The sequence below is a fragment of the Bacillus sp. FJAT-27251 genome, from assembly GCF_001273925.1.
Lineage (GTDB): Bacteria > Bacillota > Bacilli > Bacillales > Cytobacillaceae > Mesobacillus_B.
Genome location: NZ_LIGG01000001.1, coordinates 401,103 through 425,800, shown reverse-complemented (window position 1 = coordinate 425,800; position 24,698 = coordinate 401,103). Strand labels below are relative to the sequence as shown.

The following is a 24,698-nucleotide window of genomic DNA, read 5'->3' as shown; positions in this document are numbered from 1 at the left end:
CAAATAATTTCAGGTGTTTCAAAAAAGTTATGGTTTTACGGGAAGGTGGCGGGGAACTTCAATAAGAAGACGTTCTGAACAGTGGCGGTTTATGGCAGCACAGGAGGTGACCCAATTGATTCCTGAAACTCACATGACGATGGAATTGATGGATTTGATCATTGAAGGGGAAAAAGAGGCCCTGCAGCAGACGATGGAAGAGCTGCAGCCTTACGATATGTATCTTATTTACCAGAAGCTTCCCGACAAACACCAGACGAAGCTTCTCGCGCTGCTGGAACTGGAGCAGATTGCGAAACTGCTGATGGAAATGGAACCGGCCCAGCAAATGATGGTCCTGGTCAAGCTTGGTGCCGGGAAAGCGGGGGCAGTGCTTGATTTGATGGACAATGATGACATTGCGGCCCTGCTCACCTCTTTGCCTTCCGACAAGGTGAAGGGATTTCTCTCGCTGATGAAGCAGGAGGAGTCGCTGATTGTCAAAAAGATGATGGATTATCCGCCCGAAACAGCCGGCCGGCTGATGACCAACCGGTTCGTCTGGATCCCGGAGGATTATAATGTCCGGGAAACGGTTGACAAGCTTAAATATTTTGCGGAGATTACCGAGACGTTCAATTATATGTATGTGGTGGACAGCGGGCGGAAGCTGAAGGGAGTCATCTCCTACCGCGACTTGATTTTGCATGACGAAGATGAAAAAATTGCCGACATCATGTTCACGCGCGTCATTTCCGTCTCGGTGACGACCGACCAGGAAATGGTGGCCCGGCTGATTGAACGCTACGATTTTCTGTCGATGCCGGTTGTCGATGAGGAAGACAAGCTGGTTGGCATCGTCACCGTCGATGATGTGATCGATGTGGTCATCCGCGAGGCATCCGAGGACATTGCCAAGCTATCCGCTTCCGGCAAAGACATTACATTTGAGACGAAGGCGATCGTAGCTGCTTACCGGCGGCTTCCATGGCTGATACTGCTTCTGTTTATCGGGGTCGTTTCGGGTACAATCATTTCCTCCTTTGAGGAAACGATTGAGAGAGTGGTGGCCCTGACGTTTTTCATGCCGATGATTGCCGGGATGACAGGGAATACCGGCACCCAGTCCCTCGCTGTTGTCGTGCGCGGGCTGACGACGCGGACGATTGACAGAAAGACAGTGGTCCGGCTGGTGCTGCGCGAATTCCGGGTGGCGCTCATGATTGGGGTTATATGCGGCCTGCTGATTTCTTTGATTGCGTTCTTCTGGAAAGGCAGCATGGTGCTCGGCTTTGTAGTCGGCAGCTCGCTATTTCTGACCCTGATTTTCGGAACCCTCGCCGGAACCGTCATTCCGCTGATCCTTTACCACTTCAATATTGACCCGGCCGTCGCATCCGGCCCGCTGATTACAACCCTGAATGACATCCTCTCCCTGTTCATCTATTTTGGAATCGCCACCATGTTCCTGAGCCAGTTGATGTAGGAGGGGGGAAGGTTCGGTGAAAAGAAGCAGCAAGCTGACTAATGGCGCTGAGCGGGGCAAGAGGAAGTGCTGAGTGCGCCGGGACAATAGGGGTGCTACCCGGACAATAGAAATGCTTCCGGACAATAGGACGCGTAAATCGGCAAATAGAAAAGGGAAACTGGCTAATAGAATCGGTAAACCCGCTAATAGAATGCGGAAAGCGGACAATAGAAATGCTCCTGGACAATAGGACGCGTAAATCGGCAAATAGAAAAAGAACTTGGCAAATAAAATCGTTGAACCCGCTAATAGAATCCGGAAAGCGGACAATAGAAATGCTTCCGGACAATAGGACACGCAAATTGGCAAATAGAAAAGGGAAACTGGCAAATAGAATCGTTGAACCCGCTAATAAAATGCGGAAAGCGGATAATAGAAATGCTCCCGGACAATAGGATGAGCAAATCGGCAAATAGAAAAGGAAAACGGGCTTATAGAATCGGTAAATCTGCCAATAGAATGCGGAAAGCGGACAATAGAAATGCTCCCGGACAATAGGATGAGCAAACCGGCAAATAGAAAAGAAAAATTGGCAAATAAAGTCGTTGAACCCGCTAATAAAATGCGGAAAGCGGACAATAGAAGTCCCTCCCGGACAATAGGACGCGCAAACTAGCAAATAAACACCCAGCCCCCCGATCCGCATCACATCAGCCCGCACCACACCGCTTGATCCTTAATCCAACATAAAAACGCCTGGGAATGTCACCCAGGCGTTTAAACTGTTTTCATCTATTAATCTCTTTGCGAATCATTAAAGGCACGTGACACATTTTCCTTCGCATCGCCGAAAGCTTCACGAACTTTGCCTTTTCCTTTGTCCATGCGGCCTTCCGCTTCCATCGATTCATTATCAGTAAGCTTGCCAAACTGTTTCTTAGCTTCGCCTTTAACCTGATCCCAGTTTCCTTTAGTTTGATCATCGTTTCTCATCATTGTCAGCCTCCTTCAAAAGTCGGTTAACCCTTATTTACCCCTCACTCGGACAGCCCAAACATATGGGGTCAGGCACCCTTCATCACTTCACCGCGCCGCGGGTCAGGCACCCTTCAACAGTTTAGTGCTGTACCGCACAGCGGGTCAGGCACCCGTCATTGCTTTACTGTACTTGAGCGGTCCAGAGGGCGAGCTGGAGGGTGAGGGCGTCTTTGAAGTGCTTTGGGTCGTAGCCGGTTTCTTCCTGGATTTTGGTGAGCCGGTAGGTGAGCGTGTTCCGGTGGATGAACAGGTCATCGGCTGTCTGCTGGATGTTCAGGTTATTCTCGAAAAAGGCTTGCAGCGTGTCGGCGTACTTGGCCACGGTCTTGGTGACAATCCTCTCTTTGAACCTTTGCGCCCGGGCTGGTTCGATTGTATATATCAGCGCTTTGGTTTCAATTTCGGCGAAGGAAACAAAGTCCTCCTCCTCATCGCTGATTTTTAGTGCAAGTTCGCAATCGCTGTAGGCCTGGCGGAAGCTTTCAAGATCGGCAAACGGTGTGCCATGGGAGAGGCGGAAGGGAAGGTTCAGCTGCTTCAGCTCCTTGTAGATCAGCTTCAGCCTTTTTTGCACCTCCAGATCACTTAAGCCGGAAAAGAGAAAAAACAGCCGGTTGATATTGATAAAGCAGGCAAAGCCGCTGCCCTCGCCAATTATGCCCTCGATTTTCTGGATCAGGGCCTGGTTGGCCATCGCCCGGTGTGACAGCTGAACGGCCTGGACCTGGAAAGGGGCCTTCAATTCCGTCTCAAGCAGACTAAGCCCCCTCTCGATATTTTTAAAAGAGGGGGTGTCTTTCAATAATTCTTCCACGACCATTTCCTTCGTCCGCTGCTGCCACTCCAATTGGTTCGCAATGAACCTTTGCTTGATCATCAACTCGGTCGCCATTTTTACGATGCCGGCGAACTCGGTGATTTCATCGGGATCTCCGGTAATGCCGATCACGCCGACTGTTTCATCCTCAAACTGGATCGGCAGGTTGATGCCCGGCAGTGCCCCGCGCCATACTCCTTCATGGTCGGCGGAAATGGTCAGGGGTTCGCCGCTTTTTAACACTTGAAGTGCGCCCTCGTGAATATCATCAATCCGCTCGGGGTTCCCCGAGGCAAGGATCCTTCCTTTTTCATCCATAATATTGATGTTGCGATTCAGGCGTTTCGATGTTTCATGAACAATGGTTTGGGCGATGTCTTTCGTGAGCATTCCTTTCCCCCCGCTAAAATTGGTCAGAGCATACAAAAAATTCGTAAAAATCCGACCTGTTTTTTATATGGTACACACGATGTAAAAGAGAAGCAAGCCTAGTATAATGAGAGCCAAACGTGAAAACGTTTTCTGTTTTAGGTTTAAAGTACCATATTTTCATGTGGAATTATAGTGCATCTTGCAGGAACTAGGCGAAAAGCCATGCTGGTCTGCCTTTGTAAAAGCTGGCAAGAAAGCAGACACACCATGTTAAAAAAAGAGGGGGATATGATGAAGATTGTAATTGCGCCCGACTCCTTTAAAGGAAGCCTTAGTGCAGTCGAGGCGGCTCTCGCAATAGAAAGAGGAATTCATAAGGCGTTTCCGGAGGCTGAAACTGTGTGCATGCCGATTGGCGATGGCGGTGAGGGGACGCTCGAAACACTGGTCGCCGCGACTGGCGGGAAGACGAAAACCATCCAGGTCACCGGTCCGCTAGGAAGCCTGGTAGAGGCTGATTATGGCGTTCTCGGCGATAATAAAACCTGCGTAATTGAAATGGCAACAGCTTCCGGGCTTGCGCTCGTGCCGCCAGGACAGCTGGACCCATTAAAAGCTACGACTTATGGAACTGGCCAGCTGATTCGCCAGGCGCTGGATGAAGGCTATACCTCGTTCATCCTTGCCATTGGCGGTTCCGCAACAAATGACGGCGGTGCCGGGATGCTGCAGGCATTGGGGCTGAAGCTTCTTGACGAACAGGGAAATGAAATCGGTTACGGCGGCGGGGAGCTTGGAAAGGTCCACACCGTGGATGCAAGTGAATTTGATTCGCGAATTTCTGCTTCCACCTTCCTGATTGCGTCCGATGTGGAAAACCCGCTTATAGGCCCGGATGGCGCTTCCCATGTATTCGGACCGCAAAAGGGAGCTACACCGGAGCTGGTGAACATTCTTGATGCCAATCTTGCCCACTGGGCAGATGCCGTGGAAAAAGCAACCGGAATCCGCCTTCACGAATCCAAGGGAGCCGGGGCGGCCGGGGGGATTGGCGGTGCATTCCAAGCCTTCTTCCCATCCGAAATGAGGCGTGGAATCGATGTGGTCATCGAGCATACCGGCCTGCATAAGGCGCTTGAAGGAGCCCAGCTGGTTTTTACCGGTGAAGGTCAGGTCGATTTCCAGACGGCATCAGGCAAAACGCCTATGGGAGTCGCACAGGCTGCCCAAAAGCAAGGCATAGCTTCCATCATCCTTGCCGGCTCTGTTGGAAGAGGAATTGATGTGCTGTACCAGTATGGAATTGTAAGCGTCAACAGCATCATTACCCGGCCGATGACCTTACAGGAAGCAATGGAAAATGCGGCCGAGCTGCTGGAATTCTCGGCTGAACAAAATGTCCGTTCTTATTTTCATCATAAAATATCAGAAGGAAAGGCGGTTCTATAGATGAAAATCAAACAAACGATTGAAAAAGTCCCTGGCGGCCTGATGGTTGTTCCGCTTATGCTTGGAGCATTGCTCAATACAATCGACCAAATGCACCTGCCATTTATCATGAATGGCCTGAAATCCCTCGGCGTTTCGCCAACCGCTGACGGCTACTATGAGTTTCTGCGGATCGGCGGATTCTCGCAGCAGCTGTTCAAGGACGGAGCGCTTGTCTTGATTGCCCTGTTCCTCTTCTGTGCCGGAAGCCAGATGAACTTCCGCGTCGGCGGGACGGCTTTAAAGAAAGGTGTCCTGCTCACATCCTCCAAATACCTGACAGGTTTGGCAATTGGTCTTTTATTCGGCTTCCTGTTCGACCCGATGGCAGGAATCTTCGGACTTTCGACGGTTGCGATCATTGCGGCCATGACCAATGGAAACGGCGGCATGTATGCGGCACTGACAAGCCAATACGGAAATCGTTCCGATGTTGGGGCGGTCGCCGTGCTGTCCCTGAATGACGGCCCGTTTTTCACCTTGATGAGTTTGGGGCTGCTGGGCTCCCAGTTCCCGATCATTTCCTTCATCGCTGTATTGCTGCCAATCCTGATCGGGATGATTTTAGGTAACCTCGATTCCGATATCCGTGAATTCCTGAAGCCAGGTGAAATCCTGCCTGTACCGTTCTTCGCCTTTGCACTCGGAGCAGGAATGAACTTTGCGACTTTCTTCAATCCGGATGTAGTGGCTGCCGGCCTTACACTGGGCTTGCTGACAACGATTTTAACAGGATTAACAGGTATGCTCGTGTTCAAGGCATTTAAGGAAAAAAGCCTTATTGCGCCAGTCGCAGAAGCGTCCACGGCAGGCAACGCGGTTGGTACACCTGCTGCGATTGCTGCCGCTGCGGGAGTGGCCGCCAGTTCCGGAATGATGACAGAAGCCGAGGCGGCTGCCTATGCCGGCATCGTCAACATCGCGACGGCCCAAATCTCGATTTCCGTATTGACGACCGCGATTCTTTGCCCGGTCTTTGTCATCCTGGTGGATAAGTGGCAGAAGAAGCGCGGTATTGATGGCCGCCAGGAGCTGAGCGCAGCCGGCTCCGGCCAAAATGCGGAAGCAGTTGCAAAATAAATGGCCAGCACCCTTGTTGCACCCCTGGGACCTCCCGGGGGTGAGACTGTTTTGACAAACTAAATTTCAGATTAATGGTAAAATTGATTCATATTTTAAAAGTGAGGGATCAGGATGGAAACTACGTTGCTATATGGAAAAGATGGCCTGACGCTGAATCTGCCGGATACGGCCTTTGTGGTCGAGCCGAATAACCTGCCAGGACTCGAAGATGATATGGGCGCCTTGAAGGCGGCCTTGAACTCGCCGATCGGCACGGCGCCGCTGAAGGAAATGGTGAAGGCAACAGACAAGGTCGCCATTGTCATCAGCGACATCACTAGGCCGACGCCGAACCATAAGCTGGTTCCTGTTTTAATTGAAGAGCTGGGCCATGTGCCGCTGGAGAACTTCGTCATCATCAACGGAACCGGAACGCACCGCGACCAGACAAGGGAAGAGTTCGTGCAGATGCTCGGGGAGTGGGTCGTCGATAATGTGCGCATCATCAACAACCAGTGTCATGACAAGGAAACGCTCGTCAATCTTGGCAAAAGCAAATTTGGCTGCGATGTTTACTTGAATAAGGAATATGTAGAAGCGGATTTCCGGATCGTTACCGGCTTCATTGAGCCGCATTTCTTCGCCGGTTTCTCTGGCGGGCCGAAAGGAATCATGCCAGGCATTGCCGGGATTGAAACGATCATGACGTTCCACAATGCGAGGATGATTGGCGACGCCCGTTCCACATGGGGGAATATGGTCGAAAATCCTGTCCAGGAAATGACGCGTGAAATCAACAGGATGTGCAAGCCGAATTTCATGCTGAATGTAACGTTGAACCGTGAAAAGGAAATCACTTCTGTGTTTGCCGGGGAATTGTATGAAGCGCATGACAGGGGCTGCGAGTTCGTAAAAGAGCATGCGATGATCCGCTGCGATGAGCGCTTCGATGTAGTCATCACATCAAACTCGGGCTATCCGCTGGACCAGAACCTTTATCAGGCGGTAAAGGGAATGAGCGCAGCCCATAAAATCGTCAAAAAAGGCGGCACCATCATTGTTGCTTCCGAGTGCTCCGACGGCCTGCCGGACCATGGCAATTACTCGAAAATCTTTGAAATGGCCGACAGCCCTCAGGCGTTGCTTGACTTGATCGAGAACCCGGAATTTAAAATGTTCGACCAGTGGCAGGTGCAGAAGCAGGCCGTCACCCAAGTGTGGGCCGACATCCATGTCTACTCCCAGCTGACCGACGAACAAGTCAGCGGCGCCATGCTTAAGCCAACCCACAACATCGAGCAGACACTCGAAGAACTGAAACAAGTCTACGGAGAAAACATGACCATCGCCGTCCTGCCACTCGGCCCACTCACAATTCCCTACGTAGAAGAATAAAGGGGTCAGGCACCCTGTGCTGCTTTAAAGCACCGCGGGTCAGGCACCCTTTAACGCACCACCGCACAGCGGGTCAGGCACCCTGCGGTACGGTGCAGTAATGATAAGAACCAGCACACGGAGTGCTGGTTCTTTTGTCGTTCTTTTTCAAGTAGATGAACCGTGGATTTTCTCGTTGTGCCACCCACCGTGTTAAAATGCACCGGAACCGCCTCCACCGCCGCCAACCCCGCCGCCTCCACCGCCAGCATAGCCTGTTGTTCCGCTGGTTTGCGAACTTAGGGCTGTTTGCTGGGCAGAATGGAAGGAGGAGAACGCCATTGGACCGATATAGGAAAGCGTCACTATATCTTCCGTAGAGCCATAGCGGCCGGCATAACGGATGGGCGGCAATTCAAAGGACTTTACCAGCTGGTCATTCTTTTCCATGATTCCTTTGTCGTTCGTGCCAACGCCATAAATATACGCCCGCATCTGGTCATCGCTCTTCAGCTCCTGCCATTCGCCCACAGACAACTGTGTAAACTGGGGTTTCATGCCCTTCCATTCCATCTGCATTTTTAAGCCCTCGAAGGTCTTGGTCCGATAAAAAATGGCGAAGCCCAAAGAAGCTAAGAACACAACAAGTGCGACAGCAAACCAGGAAAAGAGGCTGTATAGCGGAAACAGGAACAGAAACGGGAGCAGCAGCAAACTCATAAGGCCGGCAGTCCAGCGAAGCGCCTTGTTTTCCTCGTACAATCGATGTTCACTGATTTCCTTCTTAATCGCATTCATCCATCCCGCCTGGCTGATGTAAAAAGTACTGTGATTTCTCGAATCACTCATATAGGAGGCCAGGTCCTCAAATTGAAAGCTGCCGTTTTTGCCGACCTGCCTGAACAGAAGGTCCGAAAGCAGCTTTTCATGCTGATGCAATGTTGGCGGAAGAACGCCTAATTTGAAAGACTCTCCTTTTTTAACGACAAAGCCCTGCCTTACAAGATCAAGCAGGCCGGCTGCCATGAGATGTGCCGGCAAGACGGATGAGCTGGTGAATTGTATGACCGCAGGTATGCTCATGGTCTGTTTCGGGATAAAGAACGAATCATTCACTTCACGTTCGGCGGCTGCCTTCTTCAATTTCCATCGCAATAGGGCAAGAAGGATAATGAAAGCGAGAATCAGCACCGAAAGCGGGACGGCAACGGAAGCGATGGCGGACAGCTTCCGAGCCGTTTCCGCCCGCGCTGCTTCCTGGGCAGCCAATTCCTGCTCTGCCTGGAGGATTTCACTCTTCATGGGCTTATCCGCGGTCAATGGGGCAGCCGGAAACAGCTCAGCAGGATACGCGACACGCACATCCCCATTTTCCCCGGCAGGAACTTCCCCGAAGTCAAACAGCACAGAACCATCGTCGCGGACCTGCTCTTTCCGAAACGCTTCATCATAGCCAAATGCGATCACATCCGCTGTTTCGCTGGGAGGATGGATTTTCACAACAAGATTTTCATAGGTTGATTCATTTCGGTCGTCAAAGAAAGGCCAGTAAAATTCGGCCGCATCGGAATAGACACTGACTCCATTTTCAATGGTATAGGTTAGCTCCACGGTGAGGTCTTCATCGGCTCCTTGCCGGTAAATCTTATAAAGGCCATCTTCCTCCACGGTACGCAGGGCCTTCCCGTTTTCGGAGGCTTGGAGGCCGGAAATCCTTGTTCCCTCCTTTGGGACAAGCTCCCGGGTGATGCCGTTAAAACTTCCGTCAAACAAATATGTATAGGTTTCCTTAACATGAACATGGCCGTCCTCCTGTAAAAAGGCCTCCATTTCTGCATGGGGAATCGAGAAATCAAGCGCGAAACCTTGGAGCGGGGACAACAGAAAAAAGCAAAGGGAAAATAGCAGCATAGCAGTGAACTTATGGCGCTTTTCCAATGGAACCACCTTCCTTTCTCTATTGTTTATACGTGGAGACTGTTGGAAAAGTTTCACTTTTAGGAGATTTACAAAGAGATGTAAGAGGAAAGACTCCCATTATCCTTTGGGAGGGGGAACAGTGGGCGCTGGCCGGTTAGGACATTTAAACAAACGTTTGATTAAGTGTTTAAAAGGTAAAAAAAACCAGAATGGGAAGAGGTCCCATTCTGGTTTTATGCCTTGAAGCTATGAGGCCGATGCAGGCGGGGAAGGGGATTGGCTCATTAGCTATCCTTTGTGGCAAACTGAAGCATCCTTCCATATAAGTTCAGAATGGACTGCCCGTACGTATCCCCGGGGACAGCCCATTTGCCATTCAGGTCTACCCATGTTGGCGCGGATCCCCTGTTTACAAGGTCAAAACGGGGGTCGACCAGGGGATAGTGGTCCGGCAATGGAGCCTCGGTGGCATAGGCGTACAGGTGCTGAAGGTGGGCAAGCACGCCTTGTTCGGCCGTCTCAAAGCTGGCGCCACGGACATCTCCACCCGTGGCCCCGATGCCGGCATAGTTGTTCTGGCTGCTGCGCACTACGCCGGTATAGCGGAAATAATCGGTTTCATGGATGGCCTGCGCATAGGCGACATCGCCCCGGATGCCATAATATCCGCCGAGATGGGAGTAATAACTGCCAAGCTTAGGGGCTCCGGGATGGACGGTTCTCACGAAGGCATCCAGTTGCTCGGGGGATAGGAGCGTCGGCCCCAGGATTGTCAGGTTTTCCGGCAATGAAGATGCATCCTGCAAATCCAGGCCGCTGTACAGGTCAGAGCCATCATTTCCAGGCCAATAATGATTGTTCATACTTTTCCTCCATAATGTGATATTAATAATTATTCTATGCCGCACCAGCACCTTAGTGCCCGAAAGAGTGCCTGACCCCCGGCGCTTTAAAGCGCCGGGGGTCAGGCACTCTTTCTTGCTTTGCTCTACTAAATTTGCATTCTCTCCCGTTAGTCAAGGTATCTTGGCCACTTCTTGTGGCGAAGGATAAGGTACATGGCCAGTCCGTCACTGTATCTTCCTTTTCCGTATTCAACGGGAAGGAGGGCGAAAGTGGCAAACCAGATGGAAAAATAGGAATATCGTTCAAAAATGCTTTTGGGTTCTAGGTACCCATTTGCTATTAAATAGTTTAACAGAAAGGTCGTACCCAAATTGAAGACAACACCGCCCGCATGGACAAAAAAGTGGGTGATGTGATTGCTCCATTTCAAGGGGGTGTAATCCACATAAGAGTCAAGGAAATACATTCGGTGAATGGTGAAAGATTCTCTTTGGAATATGACTTTGCCGCGGCCAATCTCAACCTTGAATTTGCCCCCAAACACACGCACAAAAAAAGCGTGCCCCAATGTATGCACAATCGAAACAACCGGATAGATTAGCAGGAAAGCCCACAAGAACCCGATGAAATCTGTCAAACCAAACATGTTGTAAAACCTCCCATGATGCTGAAGCTGCCCGCCAGCCCGCTAACACGATGATAAGCTGATTAGACAAAGCAGATTGAGCACCTCTGTTTCATCGAGGAGTATCTGCTGCTCCTTCCCTTTATATAACCTTTCCTCAAAAATTTACCCAGCAAAATCCTAAATTTTCCCACAGTAATTATTGCCATTTGCAACGACGGACGGAAAACCGCCACCGCTTCACCGTAAAAAAGAGTGCCTGACCCCCGGAGCTTTAAAGCGCCGGGGGTCAGGCACCATTTAACGCTTTGCTCTATTTAAATCATTCTTCTTGCTGCCGGCCGAAATGGAAGATTCCCAGGCAGAGCCAGAAGAAGAACAGAACGGCGGTGAAGATAAGGATTGGCACGGGACCAAAGCTTGATACCAGAATGACAGAGGCAGCGGTGAACAGTCCGCCGCCGAGGAAAGGCTCGAACACCAGCTGCGTGTAGCCGAAGCCGTCCGTCGCCGGGGATTTGTCATCAGGATCGACGACTTTTACGAGCAGCAGCCCAGTGGCCGTCATGCCGATTGCCTGTCCAAAGTGGCCAATCGCGCGCTCGAACCAGTAATCCGGCATAACACGAGGCGCAATAAAAATGAAGGCCAAAAGGGTCCAAAGAATGCCGGCTCCCGCAAGAATCAGGAATGGCACCAGATGTTCCCCAATTGCGCTCAGGGAAAGCGAAGCGATCGAAGAGATGATTAGCACATCGAGCGCAAACCCCTGGATGCGATTGACCAGTCCTCTGTCAATCACCTTATACTTGTCACTGAACCTGTCATGAACAAGCTGGATGAGGACACTCCCGAGCATCGCAAGTGGGAAGACGGGAACATACTCCATCACATAAGTGCCAGTCCAGTCGCCCCATGTGACGCTTTCTAGCAGGATAAGACCCTGAAGCAATCCGTATCCAATCACAACCGCAAGCCCAAAAAAGGCGACATGCAGTGTCAAAGATTCCAATATCGACGATTTCACTGTCAGTTCTCCCGCCGATTCGCGCTCAGCGTTTTTTTCAAAAGTCTCCCAGTCCTTCGATTCGCTGTCTTGCTTTTTCTCAATCACTTGAGTCTTGTTTTTGCGAATTCCGTAATTGATCAGCACCATGCCGATCGCAGTACCGGCAATAATGCCGACAGTGGCAAGCCCGAGAGCGATATCGGTGCCTTCCTCGAAATCAAGCTGTGAGAAAGTCTCCCTCAGTCCGGCAGCGGTCCCATGGCCGCCTTCAAAGCCGATTTCCAGCAGCACGCCTGCCATATATGGGAGGCCGAAAAACGGATTTAACACAAACAAGGCAAGCAAGAGGCCAATCACATACATGCCCCAGCCAAGCGTCATGCCAAACGTAATTTGCGGCCCGGCCAGATTCCACATTTTTTTCGGGCTGGGGATTTTCTTGCCGAGGAAAAGGCCGGCAAAGATGAGATTTATCAGCAAACCCGGAAGTGTGGACCATACCTCCATAAAATCATTGGGAATAAGGCCATCCTTAAAAATCGAGCCTTCATCAACGGACAAATCCAGCAGTCTGCCAAGTACCTGCGGCCCGATCAGCAGCGCCAGAAACCCGCCGATAATCGAGCTCGGCAGGAACAGAGTCTGAAATACAGGAACCAGAAACCGGATCATCATTCCAAGAACTAAAAACAAAGCCAATACAAGAATGCTCATGCCAATTACATCGGGTGACATATGAGACCTCCAGACTTTCTGTTGTCTACTATGCTCATACCCGAGTTCAATGAAGGAAAACAGCACAAAATCCACTATATTCACAGTCTGCTATTTTTGGTATTATTTAGAAATATGATGATAAGGAGACGTTTTAATGAACAGACTTCAGCATTATTATTCCCAGTTCCACCCTGTTGTCTGGGTTCTATTGGCCGGTACGGTCCTGGCTCGCGGCTCGGCGTATATGACTCTGCCTTTTTTGGCCATCTATTTATCTTCAACCATGGAGCTGCACCCAGTGCTAATAGGAATCACAATCGGCATCAGTCCGCTTACGGGAACAATCGGCGGCTTCTTTGGCGGCTACCTGTCCGACAAATTTGGGCGCAAGCCGGTGATGCTCTGGTCTGTGTTTGGCATTGGACTGGTCTATTTCGGCTTCCTGATGGCTGAGGCACCCGGCTGGTTTATTTTATTCAATGCGCTGAACGGGCTGGCGGGCTCCTTCTTCGAACCCACTTCCCAAGCGCTCATCTCTGACCTGACGGCGAAGGAAAAACGGATGCGGGCATTCTCGCTTCGATATACAGCGATTAACATCGGCGCATCAGTGGGACCGCTGCTCGGTGCCTACCTGGCGCTTTCCTCCGCCAAATCGGCATTCCTGCTGACCGGCGGCGTCTATCTCCTCTATGGGGCTGTCCTCCTGTATGTCCTGAATGCTTTTAAAATCAAGAGCCAGGCAGGGGGAGAGCGAATTGCCATTTCCTCGAGCATAAAAATCATCGGCCGCGACAAGGCGCTCGGCTTTTTGATTCTCGGTAGCATTCTTGTCAACTTGGGATATGCCCAGGTCGAGTCGAACCTGCCGCAGCATCTTTCGCTTTCGATTGAGAATTCGGTCTTTGTTTATTCCGTGCTGCTGTCCCTGAACGCCGGCCTGGTCGTCCTCCTGCAAATGCCGATCAGCCACTATGCCGAGCGGTTCCGGACGATGTCTGTGATGATGGCGGGAGCCGTTTTCATGGCAGCCGGACTGATGGGATTCGGACTGGTCAATGGCTGGGGAATAGCGCTTATGTCAATGGCGCTGCTGACGATTGGCGAAATCCTGATTTTCCCGTCAAGCTCGTACCTGATTGACCAGATTGCGCCCGAGCATATGAGGGGAACCTATTTCGGCGCGGCCCAGTTCCGCAAGCTTGGCCATTTTGCCGGCCCTATCCTCGGCGGCTTCTTGCTCAGCGGAGCCGGCGGCCTTGTGTTGTTTGCAGCGATGGCTGTCTTCGTTCTCTGCAGCACGCTGTTTTTCGTAATGGGAAACCGGGTTGTCGCTCCGGTTCCGGCAAGGGCAAAGTAAAAAAAAGGTGCCGGAGGCTGTGAATCCTCCTGGCACCTCTTTTAATCGATAAGATCAATTTTCCTTCCCTGCAGCTTCGGTATCATGATTTTCAGCAATCCATCGCGGTAGGTGGCCTTCACCTTTTTTTCATCAATCGGGAACGGCAGCCCGATGGTCCTGCTTGAATGCTGCAGATGTTCGCTCCGGCGGAATACCTTGTTGGCATCATCTTCTTCTGTGTAGATATCCTGGTGTTTGACGGAGATTGTCAGATTGCTGCCAAGGATATCGATGCTAATCTGTTCCTTTTTGATGCCGGGAAGCTCGGCCGTGACAATATGCTCGTTCTTGAGTTCGCGGACATCGATCGGGAAGGAAGTGTAAGGAAAAGGCTGTTTGAAAAAATCATCAATGCTCTGCAGAACGCCTCTGACAGGCTGCTCCTGGAAAAAATGCTGGAAATGCTTCATCCATTCGCCAAAAGGCTCTCCGCCCTGCTTTGGCTTGTCAGGTTTTTTCTCCATAACATACACCTCTTATCAGCCATTTTTTTGTATATTATGCTGAATTTCCAGGTGCGGTGCCTGTGCACCAGCAAAAGGCCGAAGAAGCTTCCGTGGGGGCTACTCTATATACTTCCTGATGGTTTCCTCCCAGAGTTTATAGCCCTCGCCGTTCAAATGGACGCCGTCAACTGTATATTTTTTCGCAAGCTGGCCTTCTTCAGACTCAAATTTTGGGTAGAGGTCGATATAGGCGGCATCGTGGTTCTGGGCCAGCTGCTTCAGCTCCTCGTTGATCTCGGTAATATCCTCGTTTTGGATTGCGGCTTTCGTATTCAGTTCCTCATGGTTCGGAAGCAGGCTCTGAATGTACAGTTCGCTGTCCGGCAGCCCATCCTTCAGGGAGCCCAGGATGTTTTGGTAATTTTTAAGGATACTGTCCTTATTCACTCCCTCAGCAAGGTCGTTGATGCCAACCATGATGAAAATCTTTTCGGGTTTTTGGCTGATGATAGGGTCCAGCCTATTTAACACCCCTTTGGTGGTGTCTCCGTAGATCCCGCGGTTCTTGATGTTCTTGCCTGGGAATGCTTCTTCCCACTCATTCATGTCAGTCAGGCTGTCACCAATCAGGATGGTTCCGCCGGCAGGGCCGGTCGTCGTTGAGAAAACGTCATTTCTCGCGGCATAATAAGGGGAAGAGACGGTGACCTCTTCTTCGCCAATTTTATGTTCAAGCTTGCTGAACGTGTTGTAGTGATAAAAGATGTAAAGCAATGCCCCGGCGAGCACGATGTTTAAAAGTAGAGATATTTTCCATTTTCTTTGGCTGCTCATGCTGTTTCATCCTCCACGTATTCTGTGTATAATGATTTCCATGCTTTTTACCCTAAATTTCTTATATAAATACCTTATAAAAATAAATAATAAAACGTAGTATGTGGTAAGGATGAAAGAACAGCCATATTTTTATAAAATGGTTAACTAACATGAGCAAGTGGGTAAAGTAGAGAAATATTTTCGGCGTTTTTAATTTGAGGCGCGAAGGAGGCTGTTGTGGAATGTTCCTGAAGCTGAGATACCACGTCCATTTATTTCTTCACAGGCACAATGAAGCGCTGGTCAAGGATGCGCTTTGCGCCAAATTGAGGGCACGCCTGATGGCGAAGGCCAATCACCATTTGATGAAGGCCAACAGCGTACTTGTGGAGCTTGAAGCGCAAGAAGGAAAAATCGTATAGGTCCCGGCAAAAATTTACATTGAAATACAGAGGCAAATCAGGTAGTATAAGAACACAGGCTGCGTTGCACGTAATCATAATAAAGTTTTAACCTTTAAGCTGTAAAAGGGAGTTTTAATTGAAACCGGAATGACAAGCCTCTGTCTATATGACAAGGAGGACATGCAGGAACGTTTCTGCGAACACCCACTTTGAGGAGTGGTGGTTTAAAACTTTCTTATATTCCATTACGGCAAATGCGGCTCTACATACCGTAAGCCAGGCCAGTTCCCAAAAGGGAGCTGGCTTTTTAACATGCTAAAGGGTGCCTGACCCCCACCGCTTTAAAGCGGTGGGGGTCAGGCACCCTTTCATGCTTTAGTGCGACGTAAAATCCTGTTTGATATCGAAAAACGAATAAGTTCTGACTTCTGGGTTGTATTCATTCCATTAAACCAGATAAAAGTGGCACATGATAAGAAGAAAGTTGACGCAGACTTTAAGGGTCATTCTCTCAACACATCCTATCGCTTGGAATTAAATATCTATTCTTATCGTACCCGCCATATATTAATCCCATATAAAGGGAGTGCTAAGGTTTGTAAAGAATCGTTTCTATAACCGAAGACCGGTCCTAAAAAAGAAACCATCATCGGCATTTTTGGCGGTGATGGTTTCTTTAATCATGATTGTTTCCCGTTGTCCCCAGCCTTCGCTGGCCGCGGGCGCTCTCCTGTCGTGATGGTGCCGAGTACTTCCCGGTCCATTTTGCTTCTGTCCTGGCCTATGCCTGGCAGTGTATTTGCCATCGGGAGCTGCTCCAGTTCCTTGCCTCTTGGCATCTGTCATCCACCTCCAGAGTTTTTCGGATTATTGCTTCCCGGTTTGCTGTTTTTGGCTTTTTGGTTAATCATTGGCTGTTCTTCGGCCAACTCCGTCGAAAAGTCGGTCTTGTAAACGCCGGGTATATAGCTATCGGAGTTGCGGCTCAAAACATGGTCCCTGACATATACGTGGAAAAGCGGCTCTGTGGCCGTGATGGCCAGGGCTGAAAAGAACGCAGCGGTAAAAGGAGTAATGGCGATTTGGGCCATCACCACATAACTCAGCACCCAAAGCATGATCAGTACAAGCCCGAAATCGGCCAGTATGGCAACCGGGTTCCCGAATTTTGGGTAAATATACAGGTCTCCGGCTACATAGGAAACACCAGTGGTCACCAGGGCAAGGAACAGGATGGCGGTTAGTGAGACATCATTAAAAATGCCATAAAGTGAAAAAAGGACCGTTCCGACTATTGCAAACTTGATCAATAATGCCCAAACATGCTTCAATCTGATTCCCTCCAGTTCGCCGCGATCCTAAGCTACGGCAGTGTCTCTTGTACTTAAGGTGCTGTTACGGGAAAGAAAACATGCAGGGTACGGAAGGGTTCCTAATTTTACCATAACCAGTAGAGGGGATTGACAATGCCAAAACTTTTTGAGATGCTGTTTATCTTTAAAGCAGCATAAACTATAATAGTTTTTAAAAACTTGTTTAGGGGTAGGGAATAGTTGGATTTAATACATGTACAAAAATTGGTGAATGATCTATTGCTCCGCTCTGGCAGTGATGCTTACGTTAAGCTGGAAGGCGCTTTTCCGGGGGACCGGATTGTGGGAGGAAAATACAGTCTTGCAACCCATACCGTCACTCTGTATCTTGACGAAATCAAGCAGCAGTGCCTGCAGCTGTTTTCAACGCTCGATTGTTTGGATGAATACTTAACCATTGTCTTTGCCCATGAAGTTGGACACGCGGAAGATGCCGAACTGGACCTTCTCTCCTACCAGCTTTCAAAAAGCGCAGATGAACTTGAACGCACGGAAATTGCCTTGAGAATAGAAGAAAACGCCTGGGAGTATGCCCGCACACTAACCGCTGACATCAACCAGGACCTCTTCAACACCATCTACCATCACTCCACCCAACTCTACAAAACCAAAATCCATCACCACACCACAGCACTAAACGGTGCCTGACCCCACTTGCGGTGAAGCGCTAAAGAGTGCCTGACCCGCGGTGCGGTGATGGGGTAAAGGGTGCCAGACCCCGCTGCAGGGCCTTTTGGAGGCCTGCATTTTTTTGTTTTGTTGCTGGGTAATTTGGATGAGTTAGTAGGAAACGTCCTGTTTGCTTCCAAATAGGCGCTTTCGGGGCTTGCTGCCGATTTTTACATAGATTTGTCCTTCTTTGGACCTGAATAATTTAATCCTGATGAACCTTAAAGGGGTATAAATTTCCTTCATATGAATCAGGGGCATGTCCATTTCCTCCTGTTTGTAAAAAATTGTCTATACCCATTGTAACAAAAAGTGGAATATTATGAATATTTATCTACCAAAAAAGTCCCATTACTTTTCGACTATTTTCGCGCTCTCCACTAGGAAAAATGTCGCCCGCTAAGACAGCCCCTTCCTCCGCCCCAATAGTTTCCAACATATCCATTGTTCACACCTTCGCCATAATCCTTTTAACAAATTGTGAACAAGTTCACAAACACCACCCAACCATCCAACATTCTGGTATATTTACAGTGTAATCATTAATAAATCATTCAACCGAAAGGAAGCGATCATTATGTTCGCAACATTTTTAAGGGAAAACAAAATTGCTGCTGGTATTCTTCTTGCCATTCGATTATTCCTCGGCTTTGCCTGGATGACAGCCGGCTGGGGCAAACTGACCGGAGGGTTTGACGCTTCAGGCTTTCTCAAGAACGCCATTGCCAATCCAGTCACCGGCCCAGACGGAAACGCCGTTTATGGCTGGTACGTCAACTTCCTGGAAAGCTTCGCGCTTCCAAACATTGATATTTTCAACTTCATTGTTCCGCTTGGAGAATTCCTTGTAGGCCTAGGCCTGATCCTTGGCGCCCTGACAACGGCAGCCGCGTTCTTCGGCCTTGTGATGAACTTCTCTTTCTTCCTTGCCGGAACCGTGTCCCATAACCCAACCGACATTTTCCTTGGCGCCGTCATCCTGTTTGCTGGATACAACGCAGGCCGCTATGGTCTTGACCGCTGGATCGTGCCGTTCATGAACAAAAAGTTCAATAAGAAAGCTCCTGCATCCGCAGGAAAAGCAGCTTAAACACACAACGTCCCAATTTTAAAAACTTCCTAAAACCAATAGATAAAAAAGCCTGTCAAGGAGCCCCCCTCTCCCGGCAGGCTTTTTTGCACATTAAGCACAAAGGGCAATAAGCTGGTTTGTTGCAGCAGCCGGCGGTGAAAACTAGAATGAAGGATTAGAGAGTGTTTATTTTATAAGGAAGTGAGAATATGCAGCAAACGTACAAGCCCGCCATCCATTTCCAGCAGGTGGACTTCCACGCTGGAGACTCCCACATTTTAAAAAGAATTACCGGCTCGTTTCCGCAAGGCCGGATCACGACGCTTGTCGGCCCTTCCGGAGCGGGAAAGACGACCCTGCTTAAGCTGTGCAACGGCTTGATGTCACCTGATGCAGGGGAGATTTTCATTAAAAATAAACCGATTGGAAGCTACGATCCGGTCGGGCTCAGGCGCCAGGTCGGGATTGCCCTGCAAAGTGCTCCGATGGTGGGCGGCACCGTCATGGATAACCTGAMCCTGCCGTTTCAGCTGCAGGGAAAGAAACTAAAAGAAAAAGAGGCTGCGGGCCTGCTTGAGGATGTCGGGCTGAACCAAGACTTCCTCGGCCGCAATGTAAAAGACCTTTCTGGCGGCCAGCGCCAAAAGGTCTCGATTGCCCGCACCCTTGTGAACCATCCGGAAATCCTGCTGCTCGATGAAATCACCTCGTCCCTTGACCGCACCTCAACAAAGGAAATTGAGGAACTAATCGTAAAAATCAACACCAAATACAGCACAACCATCATTTGGATTACCCATAATCTCCAGCAGGCCCTGAAGGTTGCGGATTATACATGGGTGATGATGGAAGGCGAAGTCATCGAGACTGGTGAAAGCGACTTGCTGAAAAACCCCGTGAATGAAAAAGTGAGGAAATTTGTAAAGGGGGAAGAAGCATGAGCTATTTTTCGCTGGCCTTGACGCTGATTTTCGTCCTCATCCCGCTTTTATTATCAAAAACCTTCCAGCTTGGCCTGGAAAGGGACACCATAATTGCTACGGTCCGTTCCATCATCCAGCTGCTGCTTATCGGCTATGTGCTGCAGTTTGTATTCGATTCGGAAAGCTTTCTGTTCATCTTTTTAATGGTGGCCATCATGATCGGCGCCGCTACGCAAAATGCGCGCAAAAAGGGGGCGGCCATCAAAGGGATCACCTGGAAAATCGCCATCACCCTGATTTTTATTGAAATTTTGACCCAGGGCATTCTGATTGGCTTCGGCATTACCCCGCCGACTGCGCAATACATCATTTCCATCAGCGGAATGGTCATCGGAAACTCGATGGTGCTTTCCATTTTATTTCTCAACCGGTTCACAGCCGAGGTGGAAAACCACCAGGACCAGACAGAATTAATCCTATCGCTCGGCGGTACGCCAAAACAGGCCATCCACAGCCAGCTGATTGCCGCCATCAAAGCGAGCATGATCCCAACCATCGAAAGCCAGAAAACCGTTGGCCTCGTCCAGCTCCCGGGAATGATGAGCGGACAGATCATCGCCGGAGCCGATCCAATCCAGGCGGTGCAATTCCAGCTGCTCATTTTGTTCCTGCTGTTAACGAATGCGGCTGTTACAAGCATCATGCTCGGTTTTCTCTCGTATCCGACACTTTTCAATGACCGCATGCAGCTTATGCAAAAAAGGGAATAAAATATACCTTCTATCAAACAATAGGAACGAGGAACTGCCGTCAGCGCACGGACCTGATCAGTGATAAGGGAACTTTGGGAACAAAAAGGACCTGGGCCTGTGTTTCCCCGATTCCCAGCAAAGTTTCGGGAGGGATGCAGCATAGACATACTCATGGACAGCATTAAAGTAATCGGGAGGATTTTCACGATCCTGCCATTCTTACTGTTATTAGGGTTGTATATGGGCAAACGCTCGATTGGCGAACTCCCTGTTTTTGATTTTCTCGTTGTACTTGTGCTGGGTTCCGTGGTGGGCGCGGATATTGCCGACCCTGGCATTAATCATATCCATACAGTAGTGGCGATGATTGCGATTGCCCTTTTGCAGAAGCTGATCATTTTTTTGAAAATGAGATACAGGAAGTTTGGCCGGCTTGTCACGTTCGAGCCCACGGTTGTGATCTACAAAGGCGAACTGCTGGTCCAAAATCTAAAAAAAATCAATTATTCCATTGATAATGTCCTGCAAATGCTCCGGGAAAAAGATGTATTTGCCATGAAGGATGTGGACTTGGCCATTATCGAGGCAAATGGCAGAATGTCCGTGAACCTGGTCCCGGATAAACAAACAGTCACACTGTCCCACATCGGGAAAGAACCTGAGGAGATACAGTACGAAATCCCGGTCATCCTGGACGGGGAACTCCAGCAGGACGCTATCAAGAAGCTCGGGAAAAGCGAGCAGTGGGTCAGGCAGCAGCTGGCTGACCAGCGGGCTGCCGATGAGACAGCTGTGTTTTATGCAGGCATAAGCCCGGCCGGTGACTTGAATATCACCTGGAAAGGGGCGGTGACGAAGGATGTACCGCCGATATATCATTGAAGCTCAATCCGGTACGTATACTTTTAAACTAATAACTCATACTAACCATGAAATTTTCCGGAATGGAGCTGTGATGAGATGGAACATTACGAACATGAGCCTCAAAATGAGACAGAAGCGGCACTGCTTGATTTTAAAATGGGATTAGGAACCTTTACGCAAAAGATGCCGGAAATTGCGCATCATTTCAATGCGTTTACGGAGGCCTGTTTTAAGGAAGGCCAGCTCTCCCAAAAAGAAAAGCAGCTGATTGCCCTTGGAATCTCCATTTACTCTCAGGATGAATACTGCATCATTTACCATACAAAAGGGTGTCTTGACCAGGGAGCATCAGAAGAAGAGATCTTAGAGGCGATTGGTGTGACCGCGGCCTTCGGTGGAGGCGCCGCCATGAGCCAGGCCGTTACCCTTGTCCAGGATTGCATTACCGATTTGAATCAGTATAAGCAATAAGAAAAGAGGCCTGCGGGAAGGCCTCTTTTTTATGCATTCATATAGGTATGAAGACCCAATTTCACATAATTTTCCTTCCTTTCCAGCTCCACATGGTAAAATAGTGTGGTTAAAAAGTTAACGACAGTGTAAAACCTTTTATTTTTTCAGTAAATAAAAGAGGAGGCGCCGATGTGTCCCGCATACATATAAAACCGGCTCTAGTCAGGAGCGCAAATTCTCAAATTAAACATGAGGCTGGCAAGCTGACAAGCATGGCCAGCCAGACGGCAGCGCTGAAAAATGCTGTCGACAGCTCCATCCAGGGCCGTCGAAACATTGGAATCAGGCTTTCAAAAGCCGTCCACTCGACTGATCGGCTTCAATCAAGGCTGAATCAGCTTCACCAATTCATCGATGATGCCATGAACAGGTATACAACCGCAGATGAACACCTCAAAAGAAGGGCCCATGATTTGGTGGAGAAATGGAATGCGGGCGGGGCGCAGCAGCCAGGGGGAACCAAGAAGGCAGAAGAGGCCATAAAATCCCCACATCCGATAAACGATAGTCCATCCAAAGATGAATCAGGTAATCTTTATGGTATTTTTAAATATTTTCATCAGATTAATGAGCAGATAAGCGGCTTTGACAAAGCGTTGATTGCTTCCCAGGCGGCCTCCGTGGCCACAGCCTTGATGATGACGCGCAAGCTTGGAATCAACTATATCGGCGGGAAGCCGAACTGGTGGAATCGTATCAAGGGCGGCTATAAGTTTTCAGTTTCTGCCCATTCCTCGTGGACGAGCAGAGGGGGGTACAGCTCGAAGACAGCCCGTTTTCTTTACAATGCCGCCCGCTCGCAAACAACCAATCCAGTTGGAAAAGCGGTGCGCAACTTTGTCGCTTCCTACACGAACCCGGCTGCCGTGTTAAAGCATGCCGCCGGATTTCCGAAGAATGCGACGACGATGAAAGGAACGACGCTAGCCGGCTCGTTTGAGAAAAGAATAACAATGGGCGCTAAAGAAGTAACCAGCACGGTGGCAGAAGCGAAAGGCTTTACCAAGATTGGGAGGGGGATTCCAATTATTGGAGGAGTGATTACCGCTGGGGCTGGTGTCGCCGAATATGCCGACCCGAAAAACGCCCATTTGAGCCGACCTGAAAGATTCGGGAGAGCAACTGGCGGAGTTGTTGCCGATGTGGCGGCGATTGGAGCAGGGGCGAAGGCCGGCGCCCTGATAGGAGGCGCGATTGGCGGCCCAATTGGTGTAGTTGTTGGCGGGGCTGCCGGCGGGCTTGCTGGGGCGGTTTTCAGCTCGCAGATTGGAGACGCCGCCAAAGACCTTGGCGGGAAAATCGGCAAGGGGATTGAAAACGGCTTTAAATCAGTGAAAAGCTGGTTTAACTAGAAAGAGATTTTAAGAAGGTGGAGAACTGGCTGTGAGTATGGAGGAGTTTGTTACTTACTTTTTGGATTTTATCGGCCTGTGGTGGGCGTTTCAATGGGGGTATGCCCTGACTGTTCTGGTGCTGGGCAGTGTAATCGTTGATTATTACGATTGGGGAACATGGGAAAATCCTCAAAACGCCTTGCAGAAGATCATTAATTTTCTAATGGCTTTTCTCTTTGGGTTCGGTCMTTATTTTTACAAGAAATTCAGGAAATACAACTGGCTTATGCGCAGGCTCGCCCTGCTTGGCGTGCTGATTGTTGGCGGAATTGCGGCCATCCTGGCCTTCCTGGCGATTGAGGCCGTTTTGAATTTCCTATTTTTATAGAAAGAAAGGAGTGCATGACATGAAACCTGTTCTTTCCTGTACCACAGAAGAGCTGGCCCTGCTGGTCACGCTTTGCGGCCAACCGGGCATGGCGAAAGGGATAGCGGAAAATTCGATGGGAAAGCGGAGCACCAGGGAGTGGGAGGCGATTATGGATGCGACTGCCCACCAGCTGATGCTGAAGGGAATCTGGGATGACGAGCGGGACGCTCGGGAGGAAACGCCGCTCAGTGACGAGATGATCCAGTTTGTCCAGTCTTTCATCCATTCAAAGTATATGATCCGCTGTTCAAATCTTCCGCAGCAGCATCTTCTGATGATCCACCATATCGAAGGCAGCACCTGGCTGTCCAACCTGGTGGTCAAGAATGTGATCCATGAGTTTGCCTTTATCGGCCAGGATGAAATTCCCGGCATGATAAAGGATTATTATCAGTTTGCGCATCACGGAACAGGAGAAGAAGCATCCTTCTCCCTCAGCGACCAGGCATTCGACCTCCTGAGCGATGCGAAAAATGTAAAAAAGGTCTGGAAAAAAAGCAGTTTCACGCCGGATGAAAAGGAAAGCTTTGAACAGTTTCTTGCGGCTCTGGAAAAACAGCAATGGACGCTGTATAACATCTCGTTTTTCCATAATCCCGATGTTGATGCGAACCCGCTGCTGGAAAACATCCTGTTTTTCCTGCCGTCCCACAATGGCATCTGGACAGTGGAATACACAAACCATCCGGACACGCCGGTTCAAATCAAGCTGGAAACCCTTGAGGAGTGGCATAAACTTCTCGATGGCGTCGGCTTCATTGCCGAGAGGGCCGGGGTACAGGGATAAGCCAAGGAGCCTGGTGCAGCAGGCTCCAACGGCCCGGTCAGGGTGGGGAAGAAGTGTTGTGGACTTTGTCGTGAGGACGCGGCGTTTTGTTGTAAGGACTGGGCGTTTTGTCGTAAGTCGTTCCGAATTGTTGTAAGGACCGGGAAGATTGTCGTAAAGAACCTAAACTTTGTCGTATACGAGGCCTTTTGTCGTAAA

26 protein-coding genes and 1 other RNA gene are annotated in these 24,698 nt (G+C 49.7%); 16 read left to right on the top strand and 11 right to left on the bottom strand.

The features are described 5' to 3' along the window. The first annotated feature begins 106 nt into the window (after positions 1-106). The gene (mgtE, locus tag ADU22_RS02025) at positions 107-1,465 is read left to right on the top strand and encodes a magnesium transporter (protein WP_502688754.1); all 1,359 of its coding nucleotides are present in this window, start codon (positions 107-109) and stop codon (positions 1,463-1,465) included. Between the two features lie 777 nt (positions 1,466-2,242). On the opposite strand, the gene ADU22_RS02015 is transcribed toward mgtE, so the two are convergent. Together ADU22_RS02015 and ADU22_RS02010 are read right to left on the bottom strand one after the other, a co-directional pair. Then, a complete protein-coding gene (locus ADU22_RS02015; RefSeq protein ID WP_156324296.1) occupies positions 2,243-2,443 on the bottom strand; it encodes a CsbD family protein in 201 nt (66 codons plus the stop codon). A gap of 163 nt (positions 2,444-2,606) precedes the next feature. Then, positions 2,607-3,692, bottom strand: a complete 1,086-nt coding sequence (locus ADU22_RS02010; protein WP_053360663.1) for a CdaR family transcriptional regulator — start codon at positions 3,690-3,692, stop codon at positions 2,607-2,609. Between the two features lie 273 nt (positions 3,693-3,965). Between ADU22_RS02010 and ADU22_RS02005 the strand changes: the two genes are divergently transcribed. The 3 genes from ADU22_RS02005 to larA all read left to right on the top strand — a co-directional run bounded on the left by ADU22_RS02005 (position 3,966) and on the right by larA (position 7,619). Further along, positions 3,966-5,123, top strand: coding sequence for a glycerate kinase (locus ADU22_RS02005; RefSeq protein ID WP_053360662.1), 1,158 nt, complete (start codon positions 3,966-3,968; stop codon positions 5,121-5,123). Continuing rightward, entirely contained in the window at positions 5,124-6,242 is a 1,119-nt protein-coding gene (locus ADU22_RS02000) for a 2-keto-3-deoxygluconate permease (protein WP_053360661.1), read from the top strand. A gap of 114 nt (positions 6,243-6,356) precedes the next feature. Next, complete coding sequence (larA, locus tag ADU22_RS01995; protein WP_053360660.1) at positions 6,357-7,619, top strand: nickel-dependent lactate racemase; 1,263 nt, start codon at positions 6,357-6,359, stop codon at positions 7,617-7,619. Positions 7,620-7,811: 192 nt separating this feature from the next. Here the strand turns inward: larA and ADU22_RS01990 are convergent, their stop codons facing one another. From ADU22_RS01990 to ADU22_RS01975, 4 genes are all read right to left on the bottom strand, one after another. Next, on the bottom strand, positions 7,812-9,536 hold the full coding sequence (locus tag ADU22_RS01990) for a DUF2207 domain-containing protein (RefSeq protein WP_053360659.1): 1,725 nt from the start codon (positions 9,534-9,536) through the stop codon (positions 7,812-7,814). Between the two features lie 266 nt (positions 9,537-9,802). Continuing rightward, positions 9,803-10,381, bottom strand: coding sequence for a glucosaminidase domain-containing protein (locus ADU22_RS01985; RefSeq protein WP_053360658.1), 579 nt, complete (start codon positions 10,379-10,381; stop codon positions 9,803-9,805). A 149-nt stretch (positions 10,382-10,530) separates the two neighbouring features. Further along, positions 10,531-11,010 carry a hypothetical protein gene (locus tag ADU22_RS01980; RefSeq protein ID WP_053360657.1) on the bottom strand — a complete coding sequence of 160 codons (480 nt, stop codon included), beginning with the start codon at positions 11,008-11,010 and terminating at the stop codon, positions 10,531-10,533. Between the two features lie 301 nt (positions 11,011-11,311). After that, positions 11,312-12,733 (bottom strand): sodium/glutamate symporter, encoded by a 1,422-nt coding sequence (locus tag ADU22_RS01975; RefSeq protein ID WP_053360656.1) that lies wholly within the window; start codon positions 12,731-12,733, stop codon positions 11,312-11,314. A gap of 136 nt (positions 12,734-12,869) precedes the next feature. Between ADU22_RS01975 and ADU22_RS01970 the strand changes: the two genes are divergently transcribed. After that, entirely contained in the window at positions 12,870-14,075 is a 1,206-nt protein-coding gene (locus ADU22_RS01970; RefSeq protein ID WP_053360655.1) for an MDR family MFS transporter, read from the top strand. A gap of 41 nt (positions 14,076-14,116) precedes the next feature. On the opposite strand, the gene ADU22_RS01965 is transcribed toward ADU22_RS01970, so the two are convergent. Further along, the gene (locus tag ADU22_RS01965) at positions 14,117-14,581 is read right to left on the bottom strand and encodes an Hsp20/alpha crystallin family protein (protein ID WP_053360654.1); all 465 of its coding nucleotides are present in this window, start codon (positions 14,579-14,581) and stop codon (positions 14,117-14,119) included. 99 nt (positions 14,582-14,680) lie between these two features. Further along, positions 14,681-15,397, bottom strand: a complete 717-nt coding sequence (locus tag ADU22_RS01960; protein WP_053360653.1) for a GDSL-type esterase/lipase family protein — start codon at positions 15,395-15,397, stop codon at positions 14,681-14,683. 224 nt (positions 15,398-15,621) lie between these two features. Here ADU22_RS01960 and ADU22_RS01955 point away from each other — a divergent pair, with 224 nt between their 5' ends. Beyond that, the gene (locus ADU22_RS01955; protein ID WP_053360652.1) at positions 15,622-15,801 is read left to right on the top strand and encodes a hypothetical protein; all 180 of its coding nucleotides are present in this window, start codon (positions 15,622-15,624) and stop codon (positions 15,799-15,801) included. A gap of 53 nt (positions 15,802-15,854) precedes the next feature. Next, positions 15,855-16,050: non-coding RNA, 6S RNA (gene ssrS, locus ADU22_RS23910), on the top strand. Positions 16,051-16,463: 413 nt separating this feature from the next. Here ssrS and ADU22_RS24880 read toward each other — a convergent pair. Both ADU22_RS24880 and ADU22_RS01945 read right to left on the bottom strand, forming a co-directional pair. Further along, positions 16,464-16,622, bottom strand: coding sequence for a hypothetical protein (locus ADU22_RS24880; RefSeq protein WP_053360651.1), 159 nt, complete (start codon positions 16,620-16,622; stop codon positions 16,464-16,466). 3 nt (positions 16,623-16,625) lie between these two features. Then, positions 16,626-17,114: a YndM family protein gene (locus ADU22_RS01945; protein ID WP_053360650.1), complete on the bottom strand. Its 489-nt coding sequence runs from the start codon at positions 17,112-17,114 to the stop codon at positions 16,626-16,628. 222 nt (positions 17,115-17,336) lie between these two features. On the opposite strand from ADU22_RS01945, the gene ADU22_RS01940 reads away from it, so the two are divergent. After that, positions 17,337-17,804 (top strand): hypothetical protein, encoded by a 468-nt coding sequence (locus tag ADU22_RS01940; RefSeq protein ID WP_053360649.1) that lies wholly within the window; start codon positions 17,337-17,339, stop codon positions 17,802-17,804. Positions 17,805-17,936: 132 nt separating this feature from the next. On the opposite strand, the gene ADU22_RS24875 is transcribed toward ADU22_RS01940, so the two are convergent. Further along, a complete protein-coding gene (locus ADU22_RS24875) occupies positions 17,937-18,086 on the bottom strand; it encodes a hypothetical protein (RefSeq protein ID WP_197280011.1) in 150 nt (49 codons plus the stop codon). Between the two features lie 316 nt (positions 18,087-18,402). On the opposite strand from ADU22_RS24875, the gene ADU22_RS01935 reads away from it, so the two are divergent. From ADU22_RS01935 to ADU22_RS01900, 8 genes are all read left to right on the top strand, one after another. Continuing rightward, positions 18,403-18,915 carry a DoxX family protein gene (locus ADU22_RS01935; protein WP_053360648.1) on the top strand — a complete coding sequence of 171 codons (513 nt, stop codon included), beginning with the start codon at positions 18,403-18,405 and terminating at the stop codon, positions 18,913-18,915. Positions 18,916-19,106: 191 nt separating this feature from the next. Continuing rightward, positions 19,107-19,838, top strand: coding sequence for an ABC transporter ATP-binding protein (locus ADU22_RS01930; RefSeq protein ID WP_053360647.1), 732 nt, complete (start codon positions 19,107-19,109; stop codon positions 19,836-19,838). Then, entirely contained in the window at positions 19,835-20,590 is a 756-nt protein-coding gene (locus ADU22_RS01925; RefSeq protein WP_053360646.1) for an ABC transporter permease, read from the top strand. The genes ADU22_RS01930 and ADU22_RS01925 overlap by 4 nt, the downstream gene beginning before the upstream one ends. 153 nt (positions 20,591-20,743) lie before the next feature. After that, entirely contained in the window at positions 20,744-21,454 is a 711-nt protein-coding gene (locus ADU22_RS01920) for a DUF421 domain-containing protein (RefSeq protein ID WP_231687829.1), read from the top strand. Positions 21,455-21,532: 78 nt separating this feature from the next. Further along, positions 21,533-21,907 (top strand): carboxymuconolactone decarboxylase family protein, encoded by a 375-nt coding sequence (locus ADU22_RS01915; RefSeq protein WP_053360645.1) that lies wholly within the window; start codon positions 21,533-21,535, stop codon positions 21,905-21,907. 173 nt (positions 21,908-22,080) lie between these two features. Beyond that, positions 22,081-23,301: a hypothetical protein gene (locus tag ADU22_RS01910; protein WP_053360644.1), complete on the top strand. Its 1,221-nt coding sequence runs from the start codon at positions 22,081-22,083 to the stop codon at positions 23,299-23,301. Positions 23,302-23,332: 31 nt separating this feature from the next. After that, the gene (locus ADU22_RS01905) at positions 23,333-23,671 is read left to right on the top strand and encodes a hypothetical protein (RefSeq protein WP_156324295.1); all 339 of its coding nucleotides are present in this window, start codon (positions 23,333-23,335) and stop codon (positions 23,669-23,671) included. Between the two features lie 19 nt (positions 23,672-23,690). Continuing rightward, positions 23,691-24,500 carry a YfjC family protein gene (locus ADU22_RS01900; protein WP_053360642.1) on the top strand — a complete coding sequence of 270 codons (810 nt, stop codon included), beginning with the start codon at positions 23,691-23,693 and terminating at the stop codon, positions 24,498-24,500. Positions 24,501-24,698 lie beyond the last annotated feature (198 nt).

Coding starts and splice junctions, on each gene's coding strand:
- ADU22_RS01965 (WP_053360654.1), bottom strand. CDS start 14,581: ATGGAGAAAAAACCTGACAAGCCAAAGCAGGGCGGAGAGCCTTTTGGC.
- larA (WP_053360660.1), top strand. CDS start 6,357: ATGGAAACTACGTTGCTATATGGAAAAGATGGCCTGACGCTGAATCTG.
- ADU22_RS24875 (WP_197280011.1), bottom strand. CDS start 18,086: ATGCCCCTGATTCATATGAAGGAAATTTATACCCCTTTAAGGTTCATC.
- ADU22_RS01920 (WP_231687829.1), top strand. CDS start 20,744: ATGGACAGCATTAAAGTAATCGGGAGGATTTTCACGATCCTGCCATTC.
- ADU22_RS02005 (WP_053360662.1), top strand. CDS start 3,966: ATGAAGATTGTAATTGCGCCCGACTCCTTTAAAGGAAGCCTTAGTGCA.
- ADU22_RS01925 (WP_053360646.1), top strand. CDS start 19,835: ATGAGCTATTTTTCGCTGGCCTTGACGCTGATTTTCGTCCTCATCCCG.
- ADU22_RS01970 (WP_053360655.1), top strand. CDS start 12,870: ATGAACAGACTTCAGCATTATTATTCCCAGTTCCACCCTGTTGTCTGG.
- ADU22_RS02000 (WP_053360661.1), top strand. CDS start 5,124: ATGAAAATCAAACAAACGATTGAAAAAGTCCCTGGCGGCCTGATGGTT.
- ADU22_RS01960 (WP_053360653.1), bottom strand. CDS start 15,397: ATGAGCAGCCAAAGAAAATGGAAAATATCTCTACTTTTAAACATCGTG.
- ADU22_RS01975 (WP_053360656.1), bottom strand. CDS start 12,733: ATGTCACCCGATGTAATTGGCATGAGCATTCTTGTATTGGCTTTGTTT.
- ADU22_RS02010 (WP_053360663.1), bottom strand. CDS start 3,692: ATGCTCACGAAAGACATCGCCCAAACCATTGTTCATGAAACATCGAAA.
- ADU22_RS24880 (WP_053360651.1), bottom strand. CDS start 16,622: ATGCCAAGAGGCAAGGAACTGGAGCAGCTCCCGATGGCAAATACACTG.
- ADU22_RS01980 (WP_053360657.1), bottom strand. CDS start 11,010: ATGTTTGGTTTGACAGATTTCATCGGGTTCTTGTGGGCTTTCCTGCTA.
- ADU22_RS02015 (WP_156324296.1), bottom strand. CDS start 2,443: ATGATGAGAAACGATGATCAAACTAAAGGAAACTGGGATCAGGTTAAA.
- ADU22_RS01935 (WP_053360648.1), top strand. CDS start 18,403: ATGTTCGCAACATTTTTAAGGGAAAACAAAATTGCTGCTGGTATTCTT.
- ADU22_RS01985 (WP_053360658.1), bottom strand. CDS start 10,381: ATGAACAATCATTATTGGCCTGGAAATGATGGCTCTGACCTGTACAGC.
- ADU22_RS01915 (WP_053360645.1), top strand. CDS start 21,533: ATGGAACATTACGAACATGAGCCTCAAAATGAGACAGAAGCGGCACTG.
- ADU22_RS01900 (WP_053360642.1), top strand. CDS start 23,691: ATGAAACCTGTTCTTTCCTGTACCACAGAAGAGCTGGCCCTGCTGGTC.
- ADU22_RS01955 (WP_053360652.1), top strand. CDS start 15,622: ATGTTCCTGAAGCTGAGATACCACGTCCATTTATTTCTTCACAGGCAC.